Origin of the sequence: Burkholderia sp. BCC0398 (genome assembly GCF_902833245.1) — a bacterium.
GTDB classification, from domain to species: Bacteria; Pseudomonadota; Gammaproteobacteria; order Burkholderiales; family Burkholderiaceae; genus Burkholderia; species Burkholderia sola.
Map to the genome: position 1 here is coordinate 620,425 of NZ_CADFEM010000001.1, position 24,900 is coordinate 645,324.

At 67.7% G+C, this 24,900-nt stretch carries 20 protein-coding genes; 5 read left to right on the forward strand and 15 right to left on the reverse strand.

Going from position 1 to position 24,900, the window contains the following annotated elements:
• Window positions 1-359: 359 nt before the first annotated feature.
• The gene (locus HWX76_RS02745) at window positions 360-1,277 is read right to left on the reverse strand and encodes a metal-dependent hydrolase (protein ID WP_050017978.1); all 918 of its coding nucleotides are present in this window, start codon (window positions 1,275-1,277) and stop codon (window positions 360-362) included.
• Between the two features lie 593 nt (window positions 1,278-1,870).
• Here HWX76_RS02745 and HWX76_RS02750 point away from each other — a divergent pair.
• The gene (locus tag HWX76_RS02750) at window positions 1,871-2,212 is read left to right on the forward strand and encodes an FKBP-type peptidyl-prolyl cis-trans isomerase (protein WP_006479474.1); all 342 of its coding nucleotides are present in this window, start codon (window positions 1,871-1,873) and stop codon (window positions 2,210-2,212) included.
• A gap of 25 nt (window positions 2,213-2,237) precedes the next feature.
• Window positions 2,238-3,011, forward strand: a complete 774-nt coding sequence (locus tag HWX76_RS02755; protein ID WP_124631284.1) for an AraC family transcriptional regulator — start codon at window positions 2,238-2,240, stop codon at window positions 3,009-3,011.
• 162 nt (window positions 3,012-3,173) lie between these two features.
• Here HWX76_RS02755 and HWX76_RS02760 read toward each other — a convergent pair whose 3' ends face one another.
• Entirely contained in the window at window positions 3,174-3,644 is a 471-nt protein-coding gene (locus tag HWX76_RS02760) for a helix-turn-helix domain-containing protein (RefSeq protein ID WP_124631283.1), read from the reverse strand.
• Between the two features lie 152 nt (window positions 3,645-3,796).
• Here HWX76_RS02760 and HWX76_RS02765 point away from each other — a divergent pair, with 152 nt between their 5' ends.
• The gene (locus tag HWX76_RS02765; protein ID WP_124631282.1) at window positions 3,797-5,032 is read left to right on the forward strand and encodes an MFS transporter; all 1,236 of its coding nucleotides are present in this window, start codon (window positions 3,797-3,799) and stop codon (window positions 5,030-5,032) included.
• Window positions 5,033-5,165: 133 nt separating this feature from the next.
• Here HWX76_RS02765 and HWX76_RS02770 read toward each other — a convergent pair whose 3' ends face one another.
• The 10 genes from HWX76_RS02770 to HWX76_RS02815 form a co-directional block, all read right to left on the reverse strand.
• Window positions 5,166-6,332 (reverse strand): glycosyltransferase family 4 protein, encoded by a 1,167-nt coding sequence (locus HWX76_RS02770; RefSeq protein WP_050017960.1) that lies wholly within the window; start codon window positions 6,330-6,332, stop codon window positions 5,166-5,168.
• Window positions 6,332-7,516 (reverse strand): glycosyltransferase family 4 protein, encoded by a 1,185-nt coding sequence (locus tag HWX76_RS02775; RefSeq protein ID WP_050017959.1) that lies wholly within the window; start codon window positions 7,514-7,516, stop codon window positions 6,332-6,334. The genes HWX76_RS02770 and HWX76_RS02775 overlap by 1 nt, the downstream gene beginning before the upstream one ends.
• Window positions 7,513-8,979 (reverse strand): glucose-6-phosphate isomerase, encoded by a 1,467-nt coding sequence (locus HWX76_RS02780; RefSeq protein ID WP_050017958.1) that lies wholly within the window; start codon window positions 8,977-8,979, stop codon window positions 7,513-7,515. The genes HWX76_RS02775 and HWX76_RS02780 overlap by 4 nt, the downstream gene beginning before the upstream one ends.
• A 10-nt stretch (window positions 8,980-8,989) precedes the next feature.
• The gene (locus tag HWX76_RS02785; protein WP_050017957.1) at window positions 8,990-10,135 is read right to left on the reverse strand and encodes a glycosyltransferase family 4 protein; all 1,146 of its coding nucleotides are present in this window, start codon (window positions 10,133-10,135) and stop codon (window positions 8,990-8,992) included.
• 43 nt (window positions 10,136-10,178) lie between these two features.
• Window positions 10,179-11,138 (reverse strand): glycosyltransferase family 2 protein, encoded by a 960-nt coding sequence (locus HWX76_RS02790; protein ID WP_089489122.1) that lies wholly within the window; start codon window positions 11,136-11,138, stop codon window positions 10,179-10,181.
• A 62-nt stretch (window positions 11,139-11,200) separates the two neighbouring features.
• The gene (locus tag HWX76_RS02795) at window positions 11,201-13,426 is read right to left on the reverse strand and encodes a polysaccharide biosynthesis tyrosine autokinase (RefSeq protein ID WP_050017955.1); all 2,226 of its coding nucleotides are present in this window, start codon (window positions 13,424-13,426) and stop codon (window positions 11,201-11,203) included.
• 51 nt (window positions 13,427-13,477) lie between these two features.
• Entirely contained in the window at window positions 13,478-14,656 is a 1,179-nt protein-coding gene (locus HWX76_RS02800; protein WP_050017954.1) for a polysaccharide biosynthesis/export family protein, read from the reverse strand.
• Window positions 14,650-15,093, reverse strand: coding sequence for a low molecular weight protein-tyrosine-phosphatase (locus tag HWX76_RS02805; protein ID WP_006482944.1), 444 nt, complete (start codon window positions 15,091-15,093; stop codon window positions 14,650-14,652). The genes HWX76_RS02800 and HWX76_RS02805 overlap by 7 nt, the downstream gene beginning before the upstream one ends.
• A gap of 30 nt (window positions 15,094-15,123) precedes the next feature.
• On the reverse strand, window positions 15,124-16,536 hold the full coding sequence (locus HWX76_RS02810) for a UDP-glucose/GDP-mannose dehydrogenase family protein (RefSeq protein ID WP_124553954.1): 1,413 nt from the start codon (window positions 16,534-16,536) through the stop codon (window positions 15,124-15,126).
• Between the two features lie 74 nt (window positions 16,537-16,610).
• Window positions 16,611-17,984, reverse strand: a complete 1,374-nt coding sequence (locus HWX76_RS02815; protein WP_124553953.1) for an undecaprenyl-phosphate glucose phosphotransferase — start codon at window positions 17,982-17,984, stop codon at window positions 16,611-16,613.
• Between the two features lie 431 nt (window positions 17,985-18,415).
• Between HWX76_RS02815 and HWX76_RS02820 the strand changes: the two genes are divergently transcribed.
• Window positions 18,416-19,957, forward strand: a complete 1,542-nt coding sequence (locus tag HWX76_RS02820; RefSeq protein ID WP_124651261.1) for a mannose-1-phosphate guanylyltransferase/mannose-6-phosphate isomerase — start codon at window positions 18,416-18,418, stop codon at window positions 19,955-19,957.
• A 117-nt stretch (window positions 19,958-20,074) separates the two neighbouring features.
• Here the strand turns inward: HWX76_RS02820 and HWX76_RS02825 are convergent, their stop codons facing one another.
• Together HWX76_RS02825 and HWX76_RS02830 are read right to left on the reverse strand one after the other, a co-directional pair.
• Window positions 20,075-21,016 (reverse strand): transposase, encoded by a 942-nt coding sequence (locus HWX76_RS02825; RefSeq protein WP_050017951.1) that lies wholly within the window; start codon window positions 21,014-21,016, stop codon window positions 20,075-20,077.
• A 725-nt stretch (window positions 21,017-21,741) separates the two neighbouring features.
• Window positions 21,742-22,323: a DUF3501 family protein gene (locus HWX76_RS02830; RefSeq protein ID WP_176015519.1), complete on the reverse strand. Its 582-nt coding sequence runs from the start codon at window positions 22,321-22,323 to the stop codon at window positions 21,742-21,744.
• Between the two features lie 89 nt (window positions 22,324-22,412).
• On the opposite strand from HWX76_RS02830, the gene HWX76_RS02835 reads away from it, so the two are divergent.
• Complete coding sequence (locus HWX76_RS02835) at window positions 22,413-23,495, forward strand: RNA-guided endonuclease TnpB family protein (protein ID WP_176015439.1); 1,083 nt, start codon at window positions 22,413-22,415, stop codon at window positions 23,493-23,495.
• A 14-nt stretch (window positions 23,496-23,509) separates the two neighbouring features.
• On the opposite strand, the gene HWX76_RS02840 is transcribed toward HWX76_RS02835, so the two are convergent.
• Window positions 23,510-24,847, reverse strand: coding sequence for a heterodisulfide reductase-related iron-sulfur binding cluster (locus HWX76_RS02840; protein ID WP_176015440.1), 1,338 nt, complete (start codon window positions 24,845-24,847; stop codon window positions 23,510-23,512).
• Window positions 24,848-24,900: the final 53 nt, after the last annotated feature.

Genomic DNA, 24,900 nt, shown 5'->3' on the forward strand with positions numbered 1-24,900 from the left:
TCCGTCCGAATAAAATCCCCCTGCGCATGAATCGCGCCGGCGGTCGACGTTGCCATGAACGGTATATCGATGCGGCCGGCCTGCGGCTGGATGGGTGTTATCCCGGAGGCGGGCACGGCGCGCGAGTGGAAAGGGCCGGCGCCGTGCGCGCACAGCCGCGCCGGCGCTGGCGCGCGGCGATTGCGCGCGACGCGGCGCACGTCTGATCGGCGTGCCGGCGCATGCGTGCGCAACCGCTCGGCCAGGCAAGCGGGCGCCCGGGCAACCGGTTCCGGTTGATTTGCGTCAATCGTCGGAAGCAGTCAGATGATGCACGCACGCAACATGCGCGGCGCCCCGCCGTGCGGCGGGTGGCCCAGTCAGCGGCCCGACGCGAGCGGCGCCGGCGCGTTCGCGCGGCCGCGGCCGGCCGGCGTGCCGCCGTGTTGGCCGTAGCGGGCGGCCAGCGCGTCGACCCGCGCGAGATGGTGGCGATTGTCGTGATCCCACGGGTGGAAGCCCGGCCGGAAAAAGCTCAGCCATTCGCCGGCGATGCGCGGGAACAGCCCGCGGCGCGGCCCGTACAGGAACGCGAGCACCCGCAGCAGGCCGCGCACGTGATGGCCGGCGCGGCGATCGCGCCACAGCAGCGTCACATGGATCAGGAACACGGTCGGCCAGAACGTCAGCGTCGTCAGCAGATACACGCCGATGCGGATCAGGTAACGGCGCAGCCCCGGCTTCATCGCGGCATTCCACACGTCGAACGACACGGCCTTGTGCTCGGTTTCCTCCAGCGCGTGCCACAGCCACATCTGCCGGTAGCCTTCGACCGAACCGGCCAGGCGCGTCGGGTCGCTCAGCAGCCAGTCGGCGAGCATCGCCGTATAGTGCTCGGCCGCCACCGTGTGCGCGAGCTGCATCGAATGCGGCAGCTTGCGCTTCAGGTAGCCGAGCACCGTCCACACGCGCTTGTCGAGCTTGCGCGCGGGCAGCCGGTTCGCCTGCATCAGCTCGTTGTATTCGACGTGCTCGCGCGTGTGCATCGCCTCCTGGCCGATGAAGCCGAGCACCTGCTGCCTCAGCACCGGATCGTCGATCCGGTCGCGATAGTGGCGCACCGAATCCATGAAGAAACGCTCGCCGGCCGGAAACAGCAGCGATAGCGCGTTGAAGAAATGGGTCACGTGCGACCCGAGGCCATGCCAGTCCTTCGCGCGGTCGACCGGCAGGTCGAAGCGCAGGTCGCGACGCACCGGCATGATGCCGGCTGCGGTGGCGGAAGCGGCTGACTTCATGTTCATCGTTCTCCTGTTGCGGAGCGGCCCGGCGCATCGTCCGACGCAGCCGGCGCAAGCCCGGGCGGCACATCGCGCGCCGCCAAATCCTGACATCGACAGATGTAAAGATAGGCCGCGCGCGCCGGCGCACGCAAGCCGCGCGGTAGATGCGCGCTTCCAAACAGGGCACGGTCGGAACGGCGTAAAAAACGGCGCGCGAGCGGCGCCCGGACAGGTCGCGATTCGAACGCGCGGGTTGGCGTACGGGTGACGCGCCGGAACCGGTTCGGCGCCGCGCCGCCCGCCCGCAAGCCTCGTGTGGCGGGCGTGCCGTGGAATCCGGCAACGGTCGTGCAGCCTGCGGCAACGCGTGCCGGTCGCATCGATTCATACACTCGGCGCCCTCGCGTGGTGCAACCTCGGCGCCGCGACGCGCGAAAAATTCAAACGCGCGTTCCAATGGCGTGTCGGGCGATCCCGCGCGCGGCGCTCCGCCACGCTGGGCGATACGCTTGCCGACACGCGTACGGCGGCGCGAAATCCGCACGCGCCGGCCCGCTGCGCGCTCGCCTACAATAGCGGTTTTACGTCACGCTCTTTCAGGAGAAATCATGTCCGTCATCACGACCGAATCGGGCCTCAAGTACGAAGACCTGACCGAAGGCACCGGCGCGGAAGCGCAAGCCGGCAAGACCGTCAGCGTCCACTACACGGGCTGGCTGACCGATGGTCAGAAATTCGATTCGAGCAAGGATCGTAACGACCCGTTCGCGTTCGTGCTGGGCGGCGGCATGGTCATCAAGGGCTGGGACGAAGGCGTGCAAGGGATGAAGGTCGGCGGCGTGCGTCGCCTGACGATTCCGCCGCAACTCGGCTACGGCCCGCGCGGCGCAGGCGGCGTGATTCCGCCGAACGCGACGCTCGTGTTCGAAGTCGAACTGCTCGACGTCTGACCCCGCATCCGGCCGCTTCCTTCGGATGGAACGCATCGCCTCCCCCGCCATCGCGCTGCGCCGCTACGCCACGTGCGAAGCGTCGGACGTGCACGACTTCCACCAGGTCGTGCTCGGCGTCGATGGCGCGATGGTGATGGCGGTGGACGGGGTCGGCCGGCGCATCGACCGGCACGCGGCCTGGCTGATTCCGGCCGGCGCGCGCCACGACTACGCGGGCCTCGGCGACAATCGCCAGCTCGTGATCGACCTGCCCGCCACATCGCTCGCGGTGCCGCAGCGGCTGTTCGACCATGCGCGCGCCGTGTCGATCGCCCCGGCGCTCACGTCGCTCGTCGCGCAGGTCGCGGCCGTCGCCGTGCAGCACGATGCGCCGGCCGGCGACGCACGGCAGGCGGCCGCGCACCGTTTCCAGTGGCAGGCCGCCGCACGCCTGTGCGATGCGCTGCTCGACGATGCCGGCATTGCCGCGCCCGCGTCGGGCCTCGATTTCGCGCGCATCGACCGCTGGCTGCGCGAGCGGCTCGCCGATCCGCTGCGCATCGCCGATCTCGCCGCGCACTGCGGCTACGGGATGCGCCGGTTTCATCAGCTGTTCGTCGACGCGTTCGGCGAAACGCCGCATCGCTACCTGCAGCGGCTGAGGCTCGACGCAGCGGTCGTGCTGCTCGCCGACGGCCGGCATTCGCTCGTCGACATCGCGGGCAGCGTCGGTTTCGCCGATCAAAGCACGTTCACGCATGCGTTCACGAAGCGCTTCGGCGTCGCGCCGGGACGCTGGCGTGGCGGACGGCACTGAACGGCCCAGCGACGCCGGTTTTCCCGCGATAGCGGATGCGGCGCTCGCTCGCGCCGTGGCATTACGGCCGAATGAGCTTCGACCGCCGCTGTCCGTTCCGTGCGAGGCCGTACCGCGCATGAACGCGCTGCGCGTCCAGCCGATGGTCGCCGCGCACCGCGCTCACCGACGCGTCGTGCCCGCTTCGTCACCGATCTTCTTCACGATAGTCTCGGCCGCCTTCACCGGCCGGCCGTCGTCGTGCCGCAGCGCGAGCTTGCGGATCGCGCGCCCGGTGCCGCGGTCGACCAGCACCGAATGCGGCTCGCCGCGCGCGAACAGGTTGACCTCGCCCCACTGCCGCAGCATCACGATGACCGGAAACAGCCCCTCGCCCTTTTTGGTCAGCACGTACTCCTGATACGCGGTGCCGTCGGACGCCGGCACGACGTCGAACACGCCGGCGTCCACCAGCCGCTTCAGCCGGTCGGACAGGATGTTGCTCGCGACGCCGAGGCTCGCGCGGAAATCGCCGAAGCGGCGCACGCCGTCGAACGCATCGCGCACGATCAGCAACGCCCAGCGATCGCCGACGATATCGGTCGCGCGCGCCACCGGGCACGGCGAATCCGCAAGACTTTTCTGCCTGGCCATCTTCCTCTCCACAATTGCGCCGGCGCCTTCGCAGGCATGCCGACCATCCGTGCGCGGGCCTTTGGCCCGTCACCCAACAAGTTGCATTTTAAAACCACTTTCCCTACACTCCAAACAAGTTTCAAATTGCAACTCCATTGCGTGAGGCAACCATGGAGTCATCCTGCCGTTCCGGCACCGTTGCATCGAACGCGCGAACCGACGCGGCCCATCCGGCCGACGGCGGCCGCCTGTCGTCGGCGCGCGTCGCGCTGCTGGCCGTCTGCTGCGCGGCGAGCGTCGCGAACGTCTATTACGCGCAGCCCCTGCTCGATTCGATCGCGCGGGATTTCGGCGTGTCGCAGGCCGCCGTCGGCGGCGTCGTCACCGCGACGCAGCTCGGCTGCGCGCTCGCGCTGCTGTTCGTCGTGCCGCTCGGCGACTTGCTGAACCGCAAGCGCCTGATCGCCGTGCAGCTTCTGCTGCTGACCGCGGCCTGCATCGGCGTGGCTGCCGCGTCGACACGCGTCGCGCTGCTGGCCGGGATGGTCGCGGTCGGATTGCTCGGCACCGCGATGACGCAAGGGCTGATCGCGTGCGCGGCCGCGCTCGCCGGCGCAGGCGAACGCGGCCGCGTAGTGGGTGCTGCGCAGGGCGGCGTCGTGGTCGGGCTGCTGGCCGCGCGCTCGGTGGCGGGCGTCGTCACCGACATCGCCGGGTGGCGGGCCGTCTATCTTGTATCGGGCGTGCTCGCGATCGCGATGCTCGTCGTGCTGTCGCGGCTGTTGCCGGATCGGCACGCACCGCGCGAACGCATCGGTTACGCGGCGCTGCTGCGCTCGATGGTGTCGCTGCTGCGCGAAGAACGCGTGCTGCGCGTGCGCGGCACGATCGCGCTGCTGATGTTCGCGGCGTTCAGCATCTTCTGGAGCGCGCTCGTGCTGCCGCTGAGCGCGCCGCCGCACGCGATGTCGCACACGCAGATCGGCGCGTTCGGCCTCGTCGGCGCGCTGGGTGCGGCGGCCGCCGCGCGCGCGGGCCGGCTCGCGGATCGCGGGCGCGGCGAAGCGACGACCGGCGCCGCACTCGCGCTGCTCGCGTGCGCGTGGCTGCCGCTCGCATTCGGCACTACGTCGATTGCGCTGCTGATCGTCGGCATCGTGCTGCTCGACGTCGGCGGACAGGCCGTGCACGTCGTCAACCAGAGCATGATTCTCGGCGCGCGGCCGGACGCGCATGCGCGCCTCGTCGGCTGCTACATGCTGTTTTATTCGGCCGGCAGCGGGCTCGGTGCGATCGCGGCAACGATGATGTATGCGCGCGCCGGATGGACAGGCGTGTGCGTGCTCGGCGCGGGGGTGAGCGTGGCCGCGCTCGGCGTATGGGCCGCGACGCTGCGGCGCGCATGATGCGCACCGGTCGTGCGGATGGAACGGGAAAAGCCGGCCCGCCCCAGACGGGCGGCCGGCATGCGAACCGGCCGCGCACGCGCGCCGGTCCGGCTTTCGGTCGCGCTGCGGCTCCGCTGCGCGCCGCGAGCGTTCAGCCTGCCGCCTGAATCGCCTCTTCGTACACGCCAGCCACGCGTCGCGCGATCACCGCGTTGTCGAAATGATCGCGCGCATAGCGCTTGCACGCGACCTCGTCGGGCAACGTGATCGCCCCTGACAGCGCACCGCCGAGCCCTTCGGCGATCGCATCGGCGCCCGTCGACGGCAGCACGAGATCGTTCGACAACCCGGCGACCGCCTCCGGCAGCCCGCCGACCGGCGTCACCAGCACCGGCGTGCCGGATGCCAGCGATTCGACGGTGATCAACCCGAAGCCCTCGAGCGCGACCGTCGGCACGACGCTGACCGTCGCCGCGCGGTACAGCGCCGCGAGATGATGATCGGGCACGAAGCCGAGCAGCTTCACGTTGTCCTGCAGCCCCGCTTCGTCGATGCGCTGCTGCAGTTCCTCGCCGATCTTGCCCTTGCCGGCGATGAGCAGCAGCACGTCCGGGTGACGGCGCTTGACGATGCCGATCGCGTCGATCAGGTCCTCCAGCCCCATGCGCCGCACGAGCCGGCGCACGGCGAGCACGATCGGCCGGTCCTGCGGCAGTTGCAGCTTGTGCCGCGCCTCGGCCGGCGTGAGCGGCGTGTCGAACTGCGCGGTATCGACGCAGCCGGGAATCACGCGCACCCGCGACGGATCGATCCCGTAGCGGTGCGTCAGGATCTGGCCGAACGCCTGCGACAGCACGATCAACCGCGACGAGCGCGTATAGACGGCCTGTTCGAGATAGCGCTTCGCGCGCTGCCCGAGCGACGCGGCGCCCTCGACCTGGCTTTCGTCGGCCCACGGCCCCTGGAAGTGCGACACCTGCGGAATCCCGCGCGTCACGTCGAGGCCCGGGAACGTGTACAGCGCGAAGTGCGACGAAATCACGTCCGGCCGTTCGCTGCGGATCTCGTCGCGCAGCGCGCGCCGCGCGGCGAGCATCCGGCGCGCGAGCGGCTGCGACGCGGGCCCGAAGCCCTGGATCGCGCCGCCCGTGTCGTCGGCGACCTTCGGCGAGCCGGCGACGAGCCCGCGCACCTCGACGCCCGCGCCGGGCAGCGCGCCGACGAGCGAGTAGTACATCCGGTCGAGGCCGCCCGCGCGTTCGGGGAACCAGTGCATGCCGATCTGCAACGATTTGATCGGCCGGGAAGAGTGGGACATCACGGTTGCTCCTGCGTGATTGCATGCTCGACCCGCTCGAACGCGGACGGCTGCGTGGGTTGGCCGATGCGCCGGTAAAGCGCGACGTACTGGGCGCCCATGTGCGCCCAGCCGAAACGGGTCATCAGTTCGCGGGCCGCGTCGCCCATCGCGCGACAGGTGTCGCGCGATGCCGCGAGCGCGCCGATCGCCTGCGCGAGCGCGGCCGGATCGTCCGGATCCTCCAGCACGATCCCGCATTCGCGCGTGATGATTTCCGCGCCGCCCGCCGTGCGCGCGGTGACGACCGGCAGACCGGCCGCCATCGCCTCCAGCAGCGACAGGCTCATCGCTTCGTAGCGCGACGGGAAAACGTACGCGTCGACCGAGCGCATCAGCGTCGGCATGTTCTTCACGAGCCCGAGGAAATGCACGCGCGAATCGATGCCGAGCGCGCGCGCTTCTTCCGGATACGGGCTGCCGGGCAGATAGCCTGCCACCGCCAGATGCACGTTCGCCGGCAGCTTCGTCAGCGCCTTCAGCACGGTGCCGAGGTTCTTGCGCGGCGTGCGCAGGTCGCCGACGAACAGCAGCAGGAACGCGTCGGCCGGCAGCTTGAACGCCGCGCGATCGGCCTGCGCGCCCGCGAACGCGCTGCCGTCGACGCCGTTGTAGATCACGCTGATCTTGCCGCTGTCGATGCCGAGCCCGGCGATCTCGTCGGCCACCTTCTGCGACACCGCCGTGATCGCGCGCGAACGCTTGTACGCCCAGCGCTCGAGCACGGTATTCACACGCGTATAGACGTACTGGTAGGCCGACCACAGCCCCTTGGTGGGTCCGAACGGATAGTACGGACTCTTGAACCAGCCGCCGTGCACGAAGTGCGCGGTATTCACGTCGGCCTTGATCCACGAGATGAAGCCGTTCACGTGCAGCACGTCGTATTCGCCACGGTGCGCGCGCAGCCACGCCGCGCTTTTCAGCGCGAACACCTGCTGCTTGACGAGATTCGACGGCCAGAAGCCGCCGACCTTCACCGGCACCCAGCGCACGCGCGGATCGGCCAGCAACTCGGGCGCGACATGCGACGCGACCAGCGTGACCTCGTAGTGTTCGGCCAGCGCCGCGCGCGCGATTTCGTAATTGACGCGGCCCTGCCCGTCGTTATGTCGCACGACGTGCGTGACGATCGCGATTCTCAATGGTCGCCTCCCCGTGAACGCGCGGCGGCCAGCAGGCGTTGCGCCTTCTGCCAGTGCGCCGCGGCAAGTATCGAAAAAATGGCTGTGAACATCAGCAGGCCGCCGGTGCCGATCAGCGAGTTCGTGAATACGAGCATCGCGAAGGTCGACAGGCACAGGCTCAGGCACGCGCCGACGAACTTGTCCTGGCGCAGCTTGAACGCCGCGCGCAGCGTGCGGCCGAACAGCATCACGACGCCGGCGAGATACAGCAGCGTGCCGGGCCAGCCGAGCACGAACGGCACGTTCATCACGCCGCTGTCGAAGCTGCCGTACTTGCCGAGCTCGCCGCTGTCGCTCGACAGCTTCGTGGACGCGCCGGTCGCGCCCATCCCTTCGCCGGCGACGTCGGTGAACGCCGTCTGCGCGAAGGTCGCGTAGAACTTGTTGCGGTCGTCGTAGCTGCGGTCGTCCTTCAGGTTCGTGATCGACTGCAGGCGCGCGCCGAGCCGGTCGGCCACCGGCCCGACGGTCAAGAGCGGCACGCACAGCCCGACCAGCACGACGCCGCTGATCAGGATCCGCATCCGCACGCGGTTGCTCGATTGCACGAGCTGGATCGCGAGCGCGATCACCCAGCCGCCCCAGGTCGAGCGCACGAGACACAGCGCGAACGACACGAAACCGGCCGCGCCCGCGAACCAGCGGATCTTCTGCGGCGCGACCAGCACGAACACCAGCGCACCCATCATCGCGAACGCGAACGGCCCGGACGAATTCATCGTGCTGAACACGCGCACGCCGTACGGCACCGGCTCACCCTGCGAGCCCATCTGCGAGCCGACCATCCACAGCACGTCCCACTGCGGCATCACGAAGTACTGCACGACGCCGTACACGCCCATCACGAGCATGCCCCACATGAAGGTGGACAGCAGCACGTCGCGATACTCCGGATAGTTGCGCGCGTTCACCATGATGTGAAAGCCGATCAGGATCGGGTACAGCCAGTTCGCGAGGTCGTAGGTTGCGGCCATCACGCCGCTCGACACGATCCCGACCAGGTACGCATACACGAGCCCGAACAGGATCAGCAGCACCGGAATCCCGCGTCGCTGCGCGAGCACGCGGTAATGCCGGATGAGCCCCAGGCCGGCGATCATCGTCACCGCGAGCGGCGCGACCTGGATCAGGCTCGTCGGCGTGAACGCGCCCTTGGACCAGTCGGCCAGACGCCGCACTTCCGGGCTCAGGAACCACACCCACCACATGAAGCCGACATAGCGCGCCGGGCTCTTGAAATACAGCCAGATGCCGACCCCGATGGCCAGCACCGGGAACGCGAGCGTCAGCACCTTGCCCTGGTGGATCGCGATCAGCGCGGCGGTCAACGTCCACAGCCCGGCCTGCCCGGCCCAGTGCTTCGGTTCGGCGAACCAGCTGCGGGTGCGCGACGGCGCGCGTTCGGCGGCAATCGTACTCATCGATCCGCGCTCACTGCGACGAAGGGTGCGAATCGGCGAGCGGCATCGCGACGCCGGCCGCCGCGGGCGTGCGGCGCCGGCGCAGCATGTCGCGCGTGATCCGCACGTGCTGCTCGGCGAACGCCTGCGTGGTCAGGTCGCGCTCGCGCAGGCAGGCGGCGGCGGCCCGCGCGCAGTCGAGCGCCGCCGCCGGATCGGCGACGAAGCGATCGGCGGCCTGGCGCATCGCCTGCGCGTCGAACGCCGGCACATAGGCGGCCGTATCGTGCGGGAAGTAGTCGCTCAGGCCGCCCACGTCGGACACGATCATCGGCTTGCCGACGGCCGCCGCCTCGAGCATCACGGTGATGCCCGACGCATGGAAATTCGGCCGCAGCGGCACGACGATCACGTCGGCCCACGCGTACAGTTCGTGCTGCTTCGCGAGCCCCGACGCCGGGCCGATCTTCACGTTCGGCGCATGCCATTCGCGCGGCACGCGGCGGCGCGTCGCGAGCCGCACGTCGTAGCGTTCGTCGCCGCCGAACGCGGCGAGGAACGTGCGCCAGTCGCGATCGCGGTCGTTGCCGATCGCGGCGATCCGCAGCGGCCGGTTCGGCTGCCACTGCCGCGGCTCGACCGGCGGGAAATCCTGCGTGTTCAGCCCGTAATAAACGAACTCGGCTTCGCGCCCGAGGATGCGGCGGCACAGGTCGGCGTTGTCGCGGGCGAGCGTGGTCAGCGCGTCGGCGCGCGCGAGCAGCTTGCGGTACAGCCAGCGGCGCGGGCCGCCGAAGCTGCCCCACTTGTCGAACAGCCACACGCTCTGCGCGAGCAGCAGCGGGCGCTTGCCCTGCGCGCCGGCGAGCTTGAGGATCAGCGCGGCGGCCAGATGCTCCTGCTCGGTATGCGTCCAGATCACGTCGGTCGCGAGCAGCGTCGCGCGGTTGCGCCACGCATGCACGATATCGAAGCCGAGCGCCGCCTTCAGCGCGCGGCGCGCGAGGCTCACGACGCGGTTCTCGCGGCCGTCCTGCGAATAGGTCAGCCGGAATTCGTCGGATTCGGCGTGGTGATAGCCGTACAGGCAGCCGATGTCGTCGCCTTTCCGGTAGGTACGCGGATCGGCGCCGTAGAACAGATGGACGTGAACGTTCGTTGCAGCCTTCGTGGTCATGCGAGCCCTCCGGGCATGGCCGCGCGCGAGGCGCGCAGGCCGTTCAAGACGTCACCGGCGGCATCGCCGCACGATGGGGGGCAAGATCGGTGCGACGCGCATCGCGCGCGCCGCGGCGCACCGCGCGCCAGTGCGCGAGCACGCGGGCACGCCGCGCGGTCGGCAGCGCCAGCAGCACGTGCGCAAAGCCCGGATAGACGCGTGTGCCGACCAGCGTCCACCACCACCACGCGATCTCGCGCCGTACCGGCGGCAGATGCTCCCGCAGCGTCAGTTGCAGGTTGTACGCGCCGTTGCTGATCGCGTTCAGCGACGCCGCATCGCGCCGGTCGTCGTCGAAGCGCTCGGCCGGGAAATGGTCGACCGCGATCGCCGGGTCGTACAGCAGCGTCCAGCCCGCGCGCTGCACCTCCATGCTGAACGCCATGTCGTTGTGCACCTGCGCGCCGGCGCCGCGCAGCCGCGTGTCGAAGCGCAGCCGTTCGATCGCCGCGCGGCGGTAGCTCATGTTCGCGCCTTTGAGCATGTCGACGGCGCGCGCACCGCCGACGCCAAGGTGATGATTGCCGATGATCTTGCCCGACAGCGTGAGCTGGCCAACGAGCTCGCGCGATTCGTCGAGCAAGCGGCCCTTCTCGTGCACCCAGTCGCGCCCGCCGACCGCGCCCACGCGCGGATCGGACAGGAACGCGGCTTCGATGCGCGCGAGCCAGTCCGCGTGCGGCGCCGCATCGTCGTCGGTGATCGCGACGATGTCGCCGTTCACCGAGTCGAGCCCCTTGTTCAGCGCGGCGACCTGGCCGGCCACCTCGACCGGCACGATGCGTAGCGGCAGCGCGCCGCCGACCGCCGGATCGGCGAGCCGTTCGTGCGTGGCGTCGTCCTCCGGGCGCGCGACGACGATCACCTCGTCGGGCAGCCGCTGCTGCCGCTGCAGCGCCAGCAGGCAGCGCGCGAGGTCGGCGGGACGCCGATAGGTCGGAACGAGCACGGAAATTTTCATCAAGGATTCTCCAGTCGGCCGGGCAGGCGCCGCTCGCGCCGGCCCGGTGTCGTGAAATGCGATCAAGCGCTCAGGTATTCGTGCACGGCCGCATAGCCGCGGCCGTAGCCGCGCGCCTTCGGCGGCACGCCGTTGAAGATCCCGCCTTCCAGGTCGACCCCCGCGGTGCGCAGGCGCTTGATCGCATCGGCGATCTCGCCTTCGGTATGCATGCCCGAGCGCAGCACGAGGAACGTCGAGCCGGCCATGCGGCCGATGATGGTTGCGTCGGTCACCGCCAGCACCGGCGGCGAATCGATCAGCACGACGTCGTAGCGCTTGCCGAGCCCTTCGAGGTATTGCGGCAGGCGCGTCGACATCAGCAGCTCCGACGGATTCGGCGGGCGCGTGCCGGCCGCGATGAACGACAGGCCCTGCACCGGCGTCTCGCGGATCGCTTCCTCGAGCGGCGACTGATCGCTCAGCAGCTCGGACAGGCCCGGCTGCACGGTCAGGCCGAAGTAGCGGTCGAGCATCCCGCGGCGCATGTCGGCGTCGATCAGCAGCACGCGCTTGCCCGAATGCGCGAGCAGCACCGCGAGGTTGACCGTCAGAAAGCTCTTGCCGATACCCGGCGTCGGGCCGGTCAGCACGATCACGCGGTTCTTCGCGTCCATCATCGCGAACTGCATCGCGGTGCGCAGGCTGCGCATGCTTTCGACGCTCAGGTCCTTCGGACGCAGGCTCGCGAGGATCGGCCGCGCACGGCTGCCGCCCTTCTCCGCGGCCGCGTCGAGCTTCACCTGCTCGGCGCTTTGCGGCACCAGCCCGTACAGCGGCAGGTTGAACGTGCGCTCGATGCGGTCGGGATCCTCGATGCCCTGGAACAGGTTGCGACGCAGGAACACGACGCCCGTGCCGAGGATCAGCCCGAGGAACACGGCGGCCGACAGGATCAGCACCTTCTTCGGCTTGACCGGCGCGCCCGGACGCAGCGCCGAGTCGATCAGGTGGATGTTGCCGCCCGTGCCGGCCTTCTGCACCGACAGCTCCTGCACGCGGTTCAGCAGCAGCACGTAGATGTCCTCGGCGACCTTCGCGTCGCGCTGCAGCTGGACGGCCTTCACCTCGGTCGCCGGCAGGCTGCGGAAGCGGTTGCTGAACTTGTCCTTCTCGCCCTGCAGCTCCGCGAGCTGCTGCTTCGCGGCGATCACCATCGGGTGCGAATCGGTGAAGCGCTGCGCGAGCGATGCGAGCTGCAGGCGCTGCGCGGCGATCTGCTGTTCGTATTGCACGCTGCCCTGGAGGTAGACCTTCGCCTCGTCGCTCGCGTTGATCGAACCCGACGTGCGCTGGTATTGCGTGAGCGCGGCTTCCGCGCGTTCGAGGTCGGCCTTCAGGCGCGGCTCCTCGCCCTTCAGGAAGTCGAGCATCTTGGTCGCTTCCGCCTGCTTCGCGACCACGTGCTGGTTCAGGTACGACTGCGCGAGCGCGTTCGCGATCGCGGCGGTCTGGTCCGGGTCCTTGCCTTCCAGCGAAATCTGCACGACGCCCGTCTGCTTGCCCTGCTCGCTCACCTGGATGCCGGCCTGGAAGCCGCTGATCGCGTCGAGATCGTTGTAGCGCACCACCGTGAATTGCGTGCCGGGGCGCGCGACGAGCTTCTGCACGAGCAGCGTCACGCCGCCGCCCTGCGCCGCTTCGCCGACGCGGCCGGCCAGCAGCCGCGTGCCGTTCTCGTCGACCAGCGAATAGGTGCCGTTCGGGCCGGCCGTCAGCGTCAGCTTCTTGCCTTCGAGCGCCGGCACGACGCTGATCGAGTCGACGTCGGCGAGCTCGCCGCCCCACGCGTACGATTTCAGGCCGAGCCACGGCCGCGACGGCTCGCCCGGCGTCGCGAGGCGCGCGGCGAGGCTGCCGAGCACCGGCAGCGTCTTCGGCGCGATCGAAAAGTTCAGCTTGAACTGCTCGACGACCGGCGTGACCACGCCGCGGCTCTTGATGATCTCGATTTCCGCGTCGGTCGGCGCCTGCTGCGGGCCGCTGTTGATCGACGCGCCCGTCTGCGTCTGCGTGAGCGCCTGCGACGTGTTGTCGTTGCCCTCGACCCGCACGTGCACGTCCGCCTGGTAGACCGGCTTCGCGATGAAGCAGTAGAGGCCGGCGAGCGCGATGACCGTCACCGCGATGCCGATCAGCAGCCAGATGTCGTCCATGATCACCTGGAGCAACTGGCCGAGAACGAAGTCCTCTTCCTCGGTCTTCGCGGTCAGGTCCGCGTAGGAGTGTTTCGCTTGCGTGTTCACCATTCGTTCCCGCTTGAGTGGTGCCGGGGGGGCGGACGCCGCCCCGGCGGGCTATCAGCGCGTGATTTGCCGCATGTAGAAGATCGTCTGGATCGTCGGCAGCACCTGCTGCAGCACACGGTTGAACTGCACCGAGCCGGCCGTGCTGACGTAGACGACGTCGAGCGGCTGAAGCGGGAAGCGGCTCGACAGCATCAGCGCATCGGGCTGCGTCATGTCGAGGCGGAACACTTCGGGCTTCGTCGGGTTGTCGCGCATGCCGCGCATCACGTAGATCTTGCGCGGGTTCGCATCGGTGTCGAGGATCCCGCCGCCCGCGGTCAGCGCGTCGGCGATGGTCAGCCTGCCCTTGAGCATCGGCACCGTGACCGGCGTCTTGACCTCGCCCATGATGAACACGCGGCTGTCGCTGCGATCCGGCACGTTGACGATGTCGCCCGGCTGCAGCATCACGTTCTGCTTCACCTCGCCGCGATCGAGCACGCCGTTCGCGTCGAGCGTGTACAGCTTGCCGTCGCGCGTCAGGCGCACGCGCTGCAGGTCGGCTTCGGCGGTCGAGCCGCCGGAGCGCGAGATCGCGTCGACGAGCGTGAGCGGCACGTCGCTCACCGCGAGCGGGCCCGGCTGCTTCACCTCGCCCGTCACCTGCACCTTCTGGCTGCGGAACGACAGCACGCGCACGTCGAGCTGCGGATTCTTCACGTAGCGCGACAGGCTGGACGCCATCTCGTCGCGGATCTGCGCGACCGTCTTGCCCGCCACGCGAATGCGGCCGACGAACGGGAAGAAGATCGTGCCGTCGGCAGCAACCGTCTGGCCGTACGGATCGGCCTGGCCCGGCAGCGCGGTCGTATACGGCTGCTGCAACGCGCCCGCGACCGATTGCGTCGTGTTGCCGCCGCTCGAGAACGACTGGCCCTGCGGCGTCGTCAGCTCCGGGTGGTCCCACACGGTGACGCCGAGGATGTCCTGCGGGCCGACGCGATACGTGTACTGCGACGGATCGGTATAGCGCCCGGGCGGCAGCGGATGATCGACCTGTGCTTTCTGCAGCTGGTCCATCACCACTTTGGCGTCGATGTAATGAACCGGATAGGTTTCGGCCGCTTCCTGCCGGCCTTCGTCCTTCAGGTTCGACGAGTCGAGGTAGTTGCCGGGCGCGGTTGCACAGGCTGACAGGAAAGTCGTCAGCGCGACGGCAAGCGCCACCGGGCGCATCGGGCGTTTCAGCATAGTTTCTGTAGCCATCCTTGAACCAGACGTTCGATCAGTGAGTAGCTCTCGCGGTAGTCGGCCTCGGGGCCGCCGTGCGGGTCCGCGATCTCGGCCCCTTCCCACTTGCCGAGCAGGTGGACCTTGCCGCGTGCGAACGGATCGACCGCTTCGACGGCCGCGATCTGTCGGCGCTCGCTGACGAGAATCAGGTCGGCGTCGCGCACGATCCGGCGCGACAGCCGCCGCGAGCGATGGGTCGTCGCATCGACGCCCCGCTCGGCCAGCAGTTGCCGCATCACCGGATCGATGCCGTCGCCGTCGTTCGCGTGGACGCCGGCCGAATGAAACGTCGGACGCGGGCCGCCGCGCGACGCGGCGTGCGACTTGAACAGCATTTCCGCCGCCGGGCTGCGGCAGACGTTCGCGTGGCAGACGATCAGGATGTTCCGGAACATGGCGTCTCGTAACGAGTGACGAAAAACGGGTTACGCGCTCGCGCGCGCGGCGCCCGGCACGCGTGCGGCGACGGCCTGGCGCGAGCCCGGCCGGCCGATCGGGTGGTACTCGATGCCCTGCTCGCTCATCGTCTCCGGCTCGTACAGGTTGCGGCCGTCGAAGATCACGGGCGCCTTCCACAGGCGGCCGAGCGCGACGAAGTCGGGGCTCTTGAACGCCTTCCATTCGGTGACGATCACGAGCGCGTCGGCGTCGCGCGCAGCCTGCGCCTCGTCGTCGACGAACGACAGGCGCTCGAGCCAGCTCGGGTGATCGGCGAGATCGAGCGCGAGCACGCGGCGCGCTTCCTGCTGCGCGACCGGGTCGTACGCGGCGACGCGCGCGCCGCGCGACAGCAGCTCGGCGATCAGCTCGCGGCTCGGCGCCTCGCGCATGTCGTCGGTGTTCGGCTTGAAGGCCAGGCCCCACAGCGCGAACGTGCGGCCGCTCAGGTCCTCGCCGAAACGCGCGACGATCTTGTCGGCGAGCACGCGCTTTTGCGTCGCGTTGACCGACGACACGGCCTTCAGGATCTGCAGCGACTGGCCGTGCTCGTCCGCCGTGCGGATCAGCGCCTCGACGTCCTTCGGGAAGCACGAGCCGCCGTAGCCGCAGCCGGCGTACAGGAAGTGGTAGCCGATGCGCGGATCGGAGCCGATCCCGCGGCGCACGGCCTCGATGTCCGCGCCGAAGCGGTCGGCGAGGTTCGCCAGCTCGTTCATGAACGAGATGCGCGTCGCGAGCATCGCGTTCGCCGCGTATTTCGTGAACTCGGCCGAGCGCACGTCCATGTACAGCGTGCGCTCGTGATTGCGGTTGAACGGCGCGTAGAGCTTCTTCATCAGCTCGCGGGCGCGCTCGCCCGGCACGTCGTCGTCGCAGCCGATCACGATGCGGTCCGGCCGCGTGAAATCGTCGACAGCCGCGCCTTCCTTCAGGAATTCCGGATTCGACACGACCGAGAACATCTGGTCGCCGCCGCGCTTCGCGAGCTCCTCGGCAACCGCCGCGCGCACGCGCTCGGCCGTGCCGACCGGCACCGTCGACTTGTCGACGATCACCTTGAAGCCGGTCATGTAGCGGCCGATGTTGCGCGCCGCCGCGAGCACGTATTGCAGGTCGGCCGAGCCGTCCTCGTCGGGCGGCGTGCCGACCGCGATGAACTGCACGTCGCCGTGCGCGACCGCGGCCTCGATGTCGGTCGAGAAGCGCAGGCGGCCGGCCGAGCGGTTGCGCGCGATCACTTCCTTCAGGCCCGGCTCGTGGATCGGCACGCCGCCGTTGTTCAGGATGTCGATCTTTGCCTGGTCGACGTCGAGACAGAACACGTCGTGCCCGATGTCGGCGAGACAGGCGCCGGTGACAAGCCCTACGTAACCGCTGCCGATGATAGTCAGATTCATGATGTGTCGGACCCCTTGACCAATGATTCGAAATTCGGAAAACCGGAATGCCTGTGCGACGCAGCGCGTCGGTGTCAGTACGCGTTGCTGCCGGTGAAGCCTTTCCACAGCGTCAGCACGACGATCTTGATGTCGAGCCAGAACGACCAGTTCTGCATGTAGTACAGGTCGAGCTTCACGCGGCCCATCATCTTCTCGATCTGGTCGGTCTCGCCGCGATAGCCGTTGATCTGCGCCCACCCGGTGATGCCGGGCTTGATCCGGTAGCGGAACATGTAGCCCTTGACCAGATCCTTGTAGATGTCGTCGTGCGCGAGCGCATGCGGGCGCGGGCCGACCACCGACATCTCGCCCTTCAGCACGTTGATGAACTGCGGCAGCTCGTCGAGGCTCGTGCGCCGCAGGAACCGGCCGACCGGCGTCACGCGCGAGTCGTTCTTGGTCGCCTGCGTGACCTGCCCGGCCACTTCCTGGTGCACCTTCATCGAGCGAAACTTGTAGATCTCGAACTCGTGCCCGTCGATGCCCTTGCGCTTCTGCCGAAAGAACACCGGCCCGCGCGAGGTCAGCTTGATCAGCGCCGCGATCAGCACCATCACCGGCGCGAGCGCGGTGAGCGCCGCCAGCGCGAACAGCCGGTCGAACACGAACTTCGGCAGGATCCGCACGTCGGTGATCGGCGACGCCGCGAGGTTGATCGCCGGCACGCCGAGCACCTCGACCACTTCCTGGTTGAAGAACGACAGCGTGCGCACGTCCGGGATGAAGCGGATGTTCACGAAGTCGTGGCGGAACACCGTCACGATCTGGTGAATCCGGCGCTCCTCCGTGATCGGCAGCGTGAGCCACAGCTCGCTGATCGCGCGGCTGCGCACCAGCCACACCAGCGATTCGAACTGCCGCTCGATGCGCACGTCGTCGAGCGCGACTTCGCCCGGCGCCTCGCTTTCGTCGTACACGCACACAGGGTTGAAGCCGGCTTCCGGCCGCGCCCGCATCTGCGCGATCAGCCGCCGCGCCGCCGGCGTGCCGCCGACGATCGCGACCGCCTTCAGGTTGTAGCCGCCGCGGCGCAACTGCCGCAGCACGACGTGCACGCAGGTCTTCGAGCCGGCGAGCAGCGCCATCGTCACGAGCGCCCAGTAGCCGAGCCACAGCCGCGACAGGTCGCCCGACTGGTGAAAACTGAAACTCATCAGGATGCCCGCGAGCTCGACCGCGAGCCACGCGAACGCCACGCGCACCACCAGCCCGACGAGACGCTTGCCGCGCCACGACTGGTAGATGCCGATGGCCGGAAAGAACACGACGACCAGCAGGCAGTCGAACAGCACCGTCGTGCGCTGCAGGTCGCTGAGCCCGATGCTGCCGTCGTGCAACGCAGCCGCGATCAGCGCGCCCGTCACGACCATCGCGATATCGATGACTCTCGCCAGCACGCTCAACATGTCTGTTTCCTCTTCTTTGAACAGGCGTTTGCCGAACAGCGCCTTGCGCGACCCGTGCCGCACATTCGATTCAAACGTTGCATGACGCTATTGAAGCGACAAGAAAATTCATCCTCAAGCGCACAAGTATTTCGAAAAATAATCGGAAATTCTTGCCGCGATCTTTTTTAATTAAATCGGCAGGATTTCCCGAATCGGGCTCGATCGGGGATTTTTTCTGAATCTTTACGCTTTCCGCTCGCCCTTTGCGGGCGGGCGCGGCAGGCTGGCGCCGGGAATTATTTTTTATTTTTTTATTTGCGGCCGGTGCTACCGCGGAAAGTTCTTCCAGATGACGGCGCGGCGGATATCCGGCATTGGGTCCGGTTTTATTGTCGATTTACTTCATGCTACAACGACAGGCACTGACTTCAACCGTGGAGAGTGTCATCATGAATGCTCCGGCAGTGGTCGCCGAAACGCGCCATTCTTCTTCCGCCGCACCCGCCGTCGGCACGCCCGCCGTCGGTACCCGCCTCGCCGTGCAGCCCGTGATTCTCGCCGGCGGTTCCGGCACGCGCCTGTGGCCGATGTCGCGCGAGCGCTTTCCGAAACAGCTGATCGGCCTGCTCGGCGATCATTCGCTGCTGCAGTCCACCGCACTGCGCCTCGACGGCCTGATCGCCGATCACCCGCTGAACGACGACGTGCTGATCGTGTGCGGCGAGGATCACCGCTTCACGACCGCCGAACAACTGCGCCTGACGGCCAAGCACGCGACCATCATGCTCGAGCCGCTCGGCCGCGACACCGCGCCCGCGCTGACGCTCGCCGCGTTGCGGCTCGTCGCCGGCGGCAACGACGCGGTGATGACCGTGATGCCCGCCGACCATGCGGTCGCGGACGTGCCGCGCTTTCACGCGGCCGTCGCGGCCGGCGTGCACTGCGCGGCGCAAGGCAAGATCGCGACGATGGGCATCGTGCCGAAGCACGCGGAAACCGGCTACGGCTATATCCGCGTCGGCGCGCCGCTCGGCGACGCCGGCACGGGCGGCCTCGACGTACGCCGCCTCGACCGTTTCGTCGAGAAGCCGCATCTCGAACTCGCGCAGCAGTACGTCGCGTCGGGCGAATACTGGTGGAACAGCGGGATCTTCATCGTGCGCGCGTCGGTCTGGCTCAAGGCGATCCGGCAGCTCGAACCCGAGATCTACGCGGCCTGCGAACAGGCGGTCGCACAGGGCAAGGAAGACGGCGATTTCTTCCGCGTCGATCGCGATGCGTTCGCCGCGTCGCCGTCGAACTCGATCGACTACGCGGTGATGGAACCGCTCGCGAGCCTGCCGCAACTGTGCGAAAGCGTCGTCGTGCCGCTCGACGCGGGCTGGTCGGACGTCGGCTCGTGGGACGCGATCTGGCAGATCTCGCCGAAGGACGACGCCGGGAACGTCGGCCGCGGGCACGTGTTGTTCGAAGGCGCCGACTCGACGTTCGCGCATTCGGAAAGCCGGCTCGTCGCGTGCGTCGGCACGCAAAACCTGGTCGTCGTCGAAACGCCCGACGCCGTGCTCGTCGCGGATAAATCGCGTGTGCAGGACGTGAAGAAGATCGTCGGGCACATCAAGGCGCGACAAGGCGCCGAAGCGACCGATCACCGCAAGGTGCATCGTCCGTGGGGCCACTACGACTCGGTCGACACGGGCGAGCGCTTCCAGGTGAAACGCATCGTCGTGAAGCCGGGCGCGCAACTGTCGCTGCAGATGCACCACCACCGCGCCGAACACTGGATCGTCGTGCGCGGCACCGCGCGCATCACGCGCGGCGACGAAACGTTCCTGCTGTCCGAAAACGAATCGACGTACATTCCGCTCGGCGTGTCGCACCGCCTGGAAAACCCGGGCAAGATGCCGCTCGAGCTGATCGAAGTGCAATCAGGTGCGTATCTCGGCGAGGACGACATCGTCCGCTTCGACGATACCTACGGCCGGCAGTAACGCGTCATGCAACACAGGGCGCCGCTTCGCGCGGCGCCCTAAGCAGACATGGAGACACGGGACTTCCGCGCGGGCGTCGTGGCACACGACGGCCCGCGCGTGACACGGCAACGGCGATCAGCCCACGCGGTACGCGTACTCGCGACGCTCCGCCTGCACGGGATCGTTGCGGCTTTCCGACAACGCGCCCGCGCGACGCTCGGCGATGAAGCGCTTGATGTCCGATTCCGCGCGCGCCAGCGCCGACAAGCCGGCCAGCACTTCGCCCTGCGGCTCGCGCGCCGGTGCGTCGCTCGCACCGTGGCGATCGATCCACTGGCGCGCCCAGTCGAGCGCGTACTGCTCGGCCGCCTCGGCGTCGGTAAAGCGCGGGCCGATCAGGCCCGAGCGTTCGACCCGACGGTCGTCCTGCGAGATCTCGGCCCACGCGCGATACATCAGGTTCTGCACGGGCTGCGCGATGCCGCTGATCGTATAGCCGCGATACTCGTCGACCTGCGGCTCGGCCGCGGCGAAGCTCGCGGCCGACGCCCGCGCATGCCGCAACTCCGCGGCCGGCGCACCGGGCACGGTAAACGACACGTCGGCGCGGCCGTCCATCGGGTCGTCCGCCATCGCGCTCAGCGACGCACCCTCGCCCTGCCAAACGTTTGCCTGCGCGCCTGGCAATTGCCACGACTCGGGGTTCTGCCAGAACACGCCGCGCAGACGGTCGTTGTCGGGCGCGGGCTCCGCGCGGCGGGCCGGCACGACGGCCTCCGGCGGCGGCGGAATATACGCGAACGTGCGCCCGCTGAACTGGGTCAGCACGTCGATCATCTTCAGCAGCGTGCCGTTCGCGAGCCACTCCTCGTAGCGACGGCGGCACGTCGGCCCGGACGGATAGCGGCCGGGCAGCTTGGACCAGGCTTCGCCGGTCGTCAGGATCCAGAGCACCGCGTTCGCGACGACGCGCGGTTCGGCACGTGGACGCCCACGACGGTTCAGCCTGATGGGTTCATCGGCGATCAGCGCTGAAAGGCGAAACCACTCTTCATCGTTAAGCTCATCGAAGAACATAGTCAATCTCTCCACGCAGCCAGGCCGGGGCTGCGATTGGCGGCGCCGTCACGACACATCGCGTCGCGGGGCGGCCAGGTTGCACATTATGGTTATCCGGCGTTGTGCATACCGGGCGACACCGCACTTTCACGGTGCCGCGATTCCCGGCAATGGCGCACAAATCGCGGTCTCACTCCAATGTGGGAATTTTTGTGCACGAAGCATACCATCCTCAGGGTTTATCTCAATATGACAATGACTTAATGTTACGCACTGAAACAACCTGCCATCGGAGAGCAATCGATTTACGCTTGAATTTTTTTGCGGGATCTTTATGCCGATGGCTGCAAAGGCCCGTCTAGCGGGGCTCCGCAGCGTCTGAAGAATGCGCTGAAACGGCGGTTTCCGCCTGCTCCGACCCTAGCCGGCAAGCTCTTCCGGAAGGGTTACGGGGAATCGGTAAATCAGGGAAAAATTCGTAACAAGTTATTCACGAATCGGTAAATCATTCAATTTGACCTGAATCAAATTATCTCGATGCACAATCTTTTTATTGTTTCGCTGCGAGGAATGAAAATACGCTGACGCGGCGCGCCCACTCTGTCCCCGCATGCAAATCCGTCACGCTTGTTACATTTTCGCCGCAACCGGCAAGCGGCCGCGCCGCAGGGCTGCGACGCGGCTGTTTCGGGTCCGAACGGAAAGGGGGAAGCCGGCTTGCGCGGCTCGCGACGACGGCGGCGCTAGCGCAGATCGCCTGCCAGCGACGCGGTCACGTCCGCGTCGATGCGCCGCGCGGGCATCGTGTAGGCCGGATGATCGCAGCCGATCGACAGCGCCGCCCCGCCCTTGAGCGCCGCGCGCATCGGCGCATCGAACTCGAAGCGGACGAAGTGCACGGCCGACGTCTTCTCCGCGTTGTCGCGCTCGAGATCCTCGTCGGCGATCGCGTAGACGCTCGCGTGCCCGTCGACCCGCAGGTACACGCGATCCTCGACACCGATCAGCCGCGCGAGCGCCGCGCGCCGTTCGATCTCGTGCTCGTACTCGATCTGCATCGTCGCCTTCAGGTTGGTGCCGTCGGGCACCAGCGGCAGATACGCTTCCAGTTCCCCTTCGATGCCGGCTTCGTCGAAGATCTTCTCGATATGCAGCATCTCGTGGATCTGATAACGGATCGTCGTCTCGTCCTCGAACAGAAAACGCAGGTGGTTGCCGAGCGCCACCGCGCGGCGGCGCTTGTACGCGACGAGTCGCGCGTGTTCGGCCTTGCGGATCTTCGCGTACGCTTCGAGCGTCAGCAGGGAGTCGCGGGTCAGCGTCATCAGTTGCTCCGAGAAACCCCGTCCTTCAGGACGGGGAGGAAAGGCGTGCTGTTGACAGGCAGCTTCTTCCACGGGTTAGGATCACCGGCATGATCCTTGTCTACCGCTACCGGGTGAAATCGCTCAACGGACTGCTCAACAAGCAGAGCCGTGCGGTGAACTACGTCTGGAACTTCTGCAACGACACGCAGAAGCACGCGCTCAAGTGGAGCAAGAAGTGGCCGACAGGATTCGACCTGAACGTGCTGACGACCGGCAGCAGCAAGGAACTCGGGATCCATTCCGGCACAGTCAACGCAACATGCGAGCAATATGCGAAGTCGCGCAGTCAGCACCGTCGCCCGTACCTGCGCTATCGCGGCAGGAAATCGCTCGGCTGGGTGCCGCTGAAGGGCCGTGACCTGAAGCGCGAGGGTGACGCGTTCGGTTTCGCCGGCAACATGTTTCGCGTGTTCAACAGCCGGCCGCTTCCCGAAGGCAAGATCAAGGGTGGGACCAACTTTGCGCAGGATGCACGCGGCAACTGGTTTCTCAACATTGTGATCGAGATGCCCGATGTGCAGGCCCGCCCGATTCGTTCGGGCGTCGGCATCGATCTCGGCCTGAAAGACTTCGCCACACTTTCGACGGGCGAGAAGCTGCCCAATGACCAGTTCGGTCGACGAGCGGCGGAAAAGCTGGCGAAAGCGCAGCGAGCACGAAAGCACAAGCGACATATCGCGAAGCTGCACGCCAAGGTCGCGAACGCCCGTGCCGACTTCCAGCACAAGCTCGCGCTCGATCTGGTGCGGCGCTTCGATTACATCGCGGTCGGCAACGTGTCGGCCGCAAAACTCGCCAGAACCAGAATGGCGAAAAGCGTCTACGACGCATCCTGGTCGTCCTTCCGAAACAAGCTCCGCTACAAAGCGATCGCGCACGGAGCCACGTTCGAGGAAGTCGACGAAAGCGGTTCCACCCAGTCCTGTTCGGCGTGCGGGTCGAAAGACAGCACGACGCGGCCGAAAGGTATCGCGGGACTGCGAATAAGAGAGTGGGCCTGCAGTGACTGTGGTGTCGAGCATGATCGAGATACCAACGCTGCGTTGAACATTCTCCGATGCGGACGTGCATCGCCAGGTGTGGGAATCCTTCCCTTTAGGGAGAGGAGGACGTCAAGGGTGTCCTCGTGATGGCCGGCCGCGGCTCAGATGCCGTACGCGCGGCGCAGCAGCGTCAGCGGATGCGCGAGCGGCGCCGGCGGCAGTCCGTTCTCGTCGATGCCCTGCACGATGTGATGGCCGGCGAGCGCGCAGTCGGACGACACGACATCCGGCCGCGGCTCGGCCATCGCCTTGAACACGGGCACGCCGATCCGCATCGCGTCCGCATGAAACTCCTTCTTCACGCCGAACGTGCCCGCGTGGCCCGAGCAACGCTCGACGACGGTCACGCGCGTATCGGGCACGAGCGACAGCGCATCGGCCGTCTTGCGGCCGATGTTCTGCACGCGCGCATGGCACGGCACGTGATACGACACGCTGCCGAGGCCGGTCTTGAAATCGGTCTTCAGCAGCCCGTCGCGATGGCGCGCGATCACGTATTCGAACGGGTCCCAGAACGCGTCGGCCACCGCGCGCACGGCTGGGTCGGCGGGAAACATCAGCGGCAGCTCGCTCTTGTACATCAGCACGCAGCTCGGGATCGCGCCGATCAGCGCATAGCCTTCACGTGCGTAGCGTTCGAGCACCGGGATGTTCACCGCCTGCTTCGCGGCGACGCCGGCGAGGTTGCCTTGCTCCAGCAGCGGCATCCCGCAGCACGCTTCGCGCGCGACGAGTTCGTACGGGATCTCGTTGTGCGCGAGGATCGCGAGCAGGTCGTGGCCGATCCCCGGCTCGTTGAAATTCACGTAGCACGTCGCGTAGATCGCGACCTTGCCGGGCGTGCGTTCGCCGTCGCGCACGGGCGGGTTCGCCGAGCGCTCGGCTGCGCGCCGGAACGTGCGCGGCGCGAACTCCGGCAGCCACGCATGGCGATCGACGCCGAGCGCCGCTTCGAGCGCGTGGCGCGCGGGCGGCGTGCGGTTCACCGCGTTGATCGTCTGCGTGACGACCGGAATGCCGGCGAAATGGCCGAGCGCATCGGTATTCGACAGCACCTTGTCGCGCAGCGTCGCTTCGCCGCGCTTGTAACGCGCGGCCTTGCCGCGCAACATCAGGTGCGGGAAGTCGACGTTCCATGCATGCGGCGGCACGTACGGGCATTTCGTCATGTAGCAGAGGTCGCACAGATAGCACTGGTCGACGACCTTGCCGAATGCTTCCTTCGGCACGTCCTCGACGTCGCCCATCGGCGTGTCGTCGACCAGGTCGAACAGCGCCGGAAACGCGCCGCACAGCGACACGCAGCGCCGGCAGCCGGCGCAGATGTCGAATACGCGGGTCATTTCCGCATCGATCTCGGCCTGGTCGTAGAACGCTTCGGACTGCCAGTCGAGCGGATGCCGGGTCGGCGCTTCGAGACTGCCTTCCTTGTGGGGCATGGGGCGCTCCCGCATGGCGCGCATGTGCGCAAGCGCACCGCCCGCACGATGCG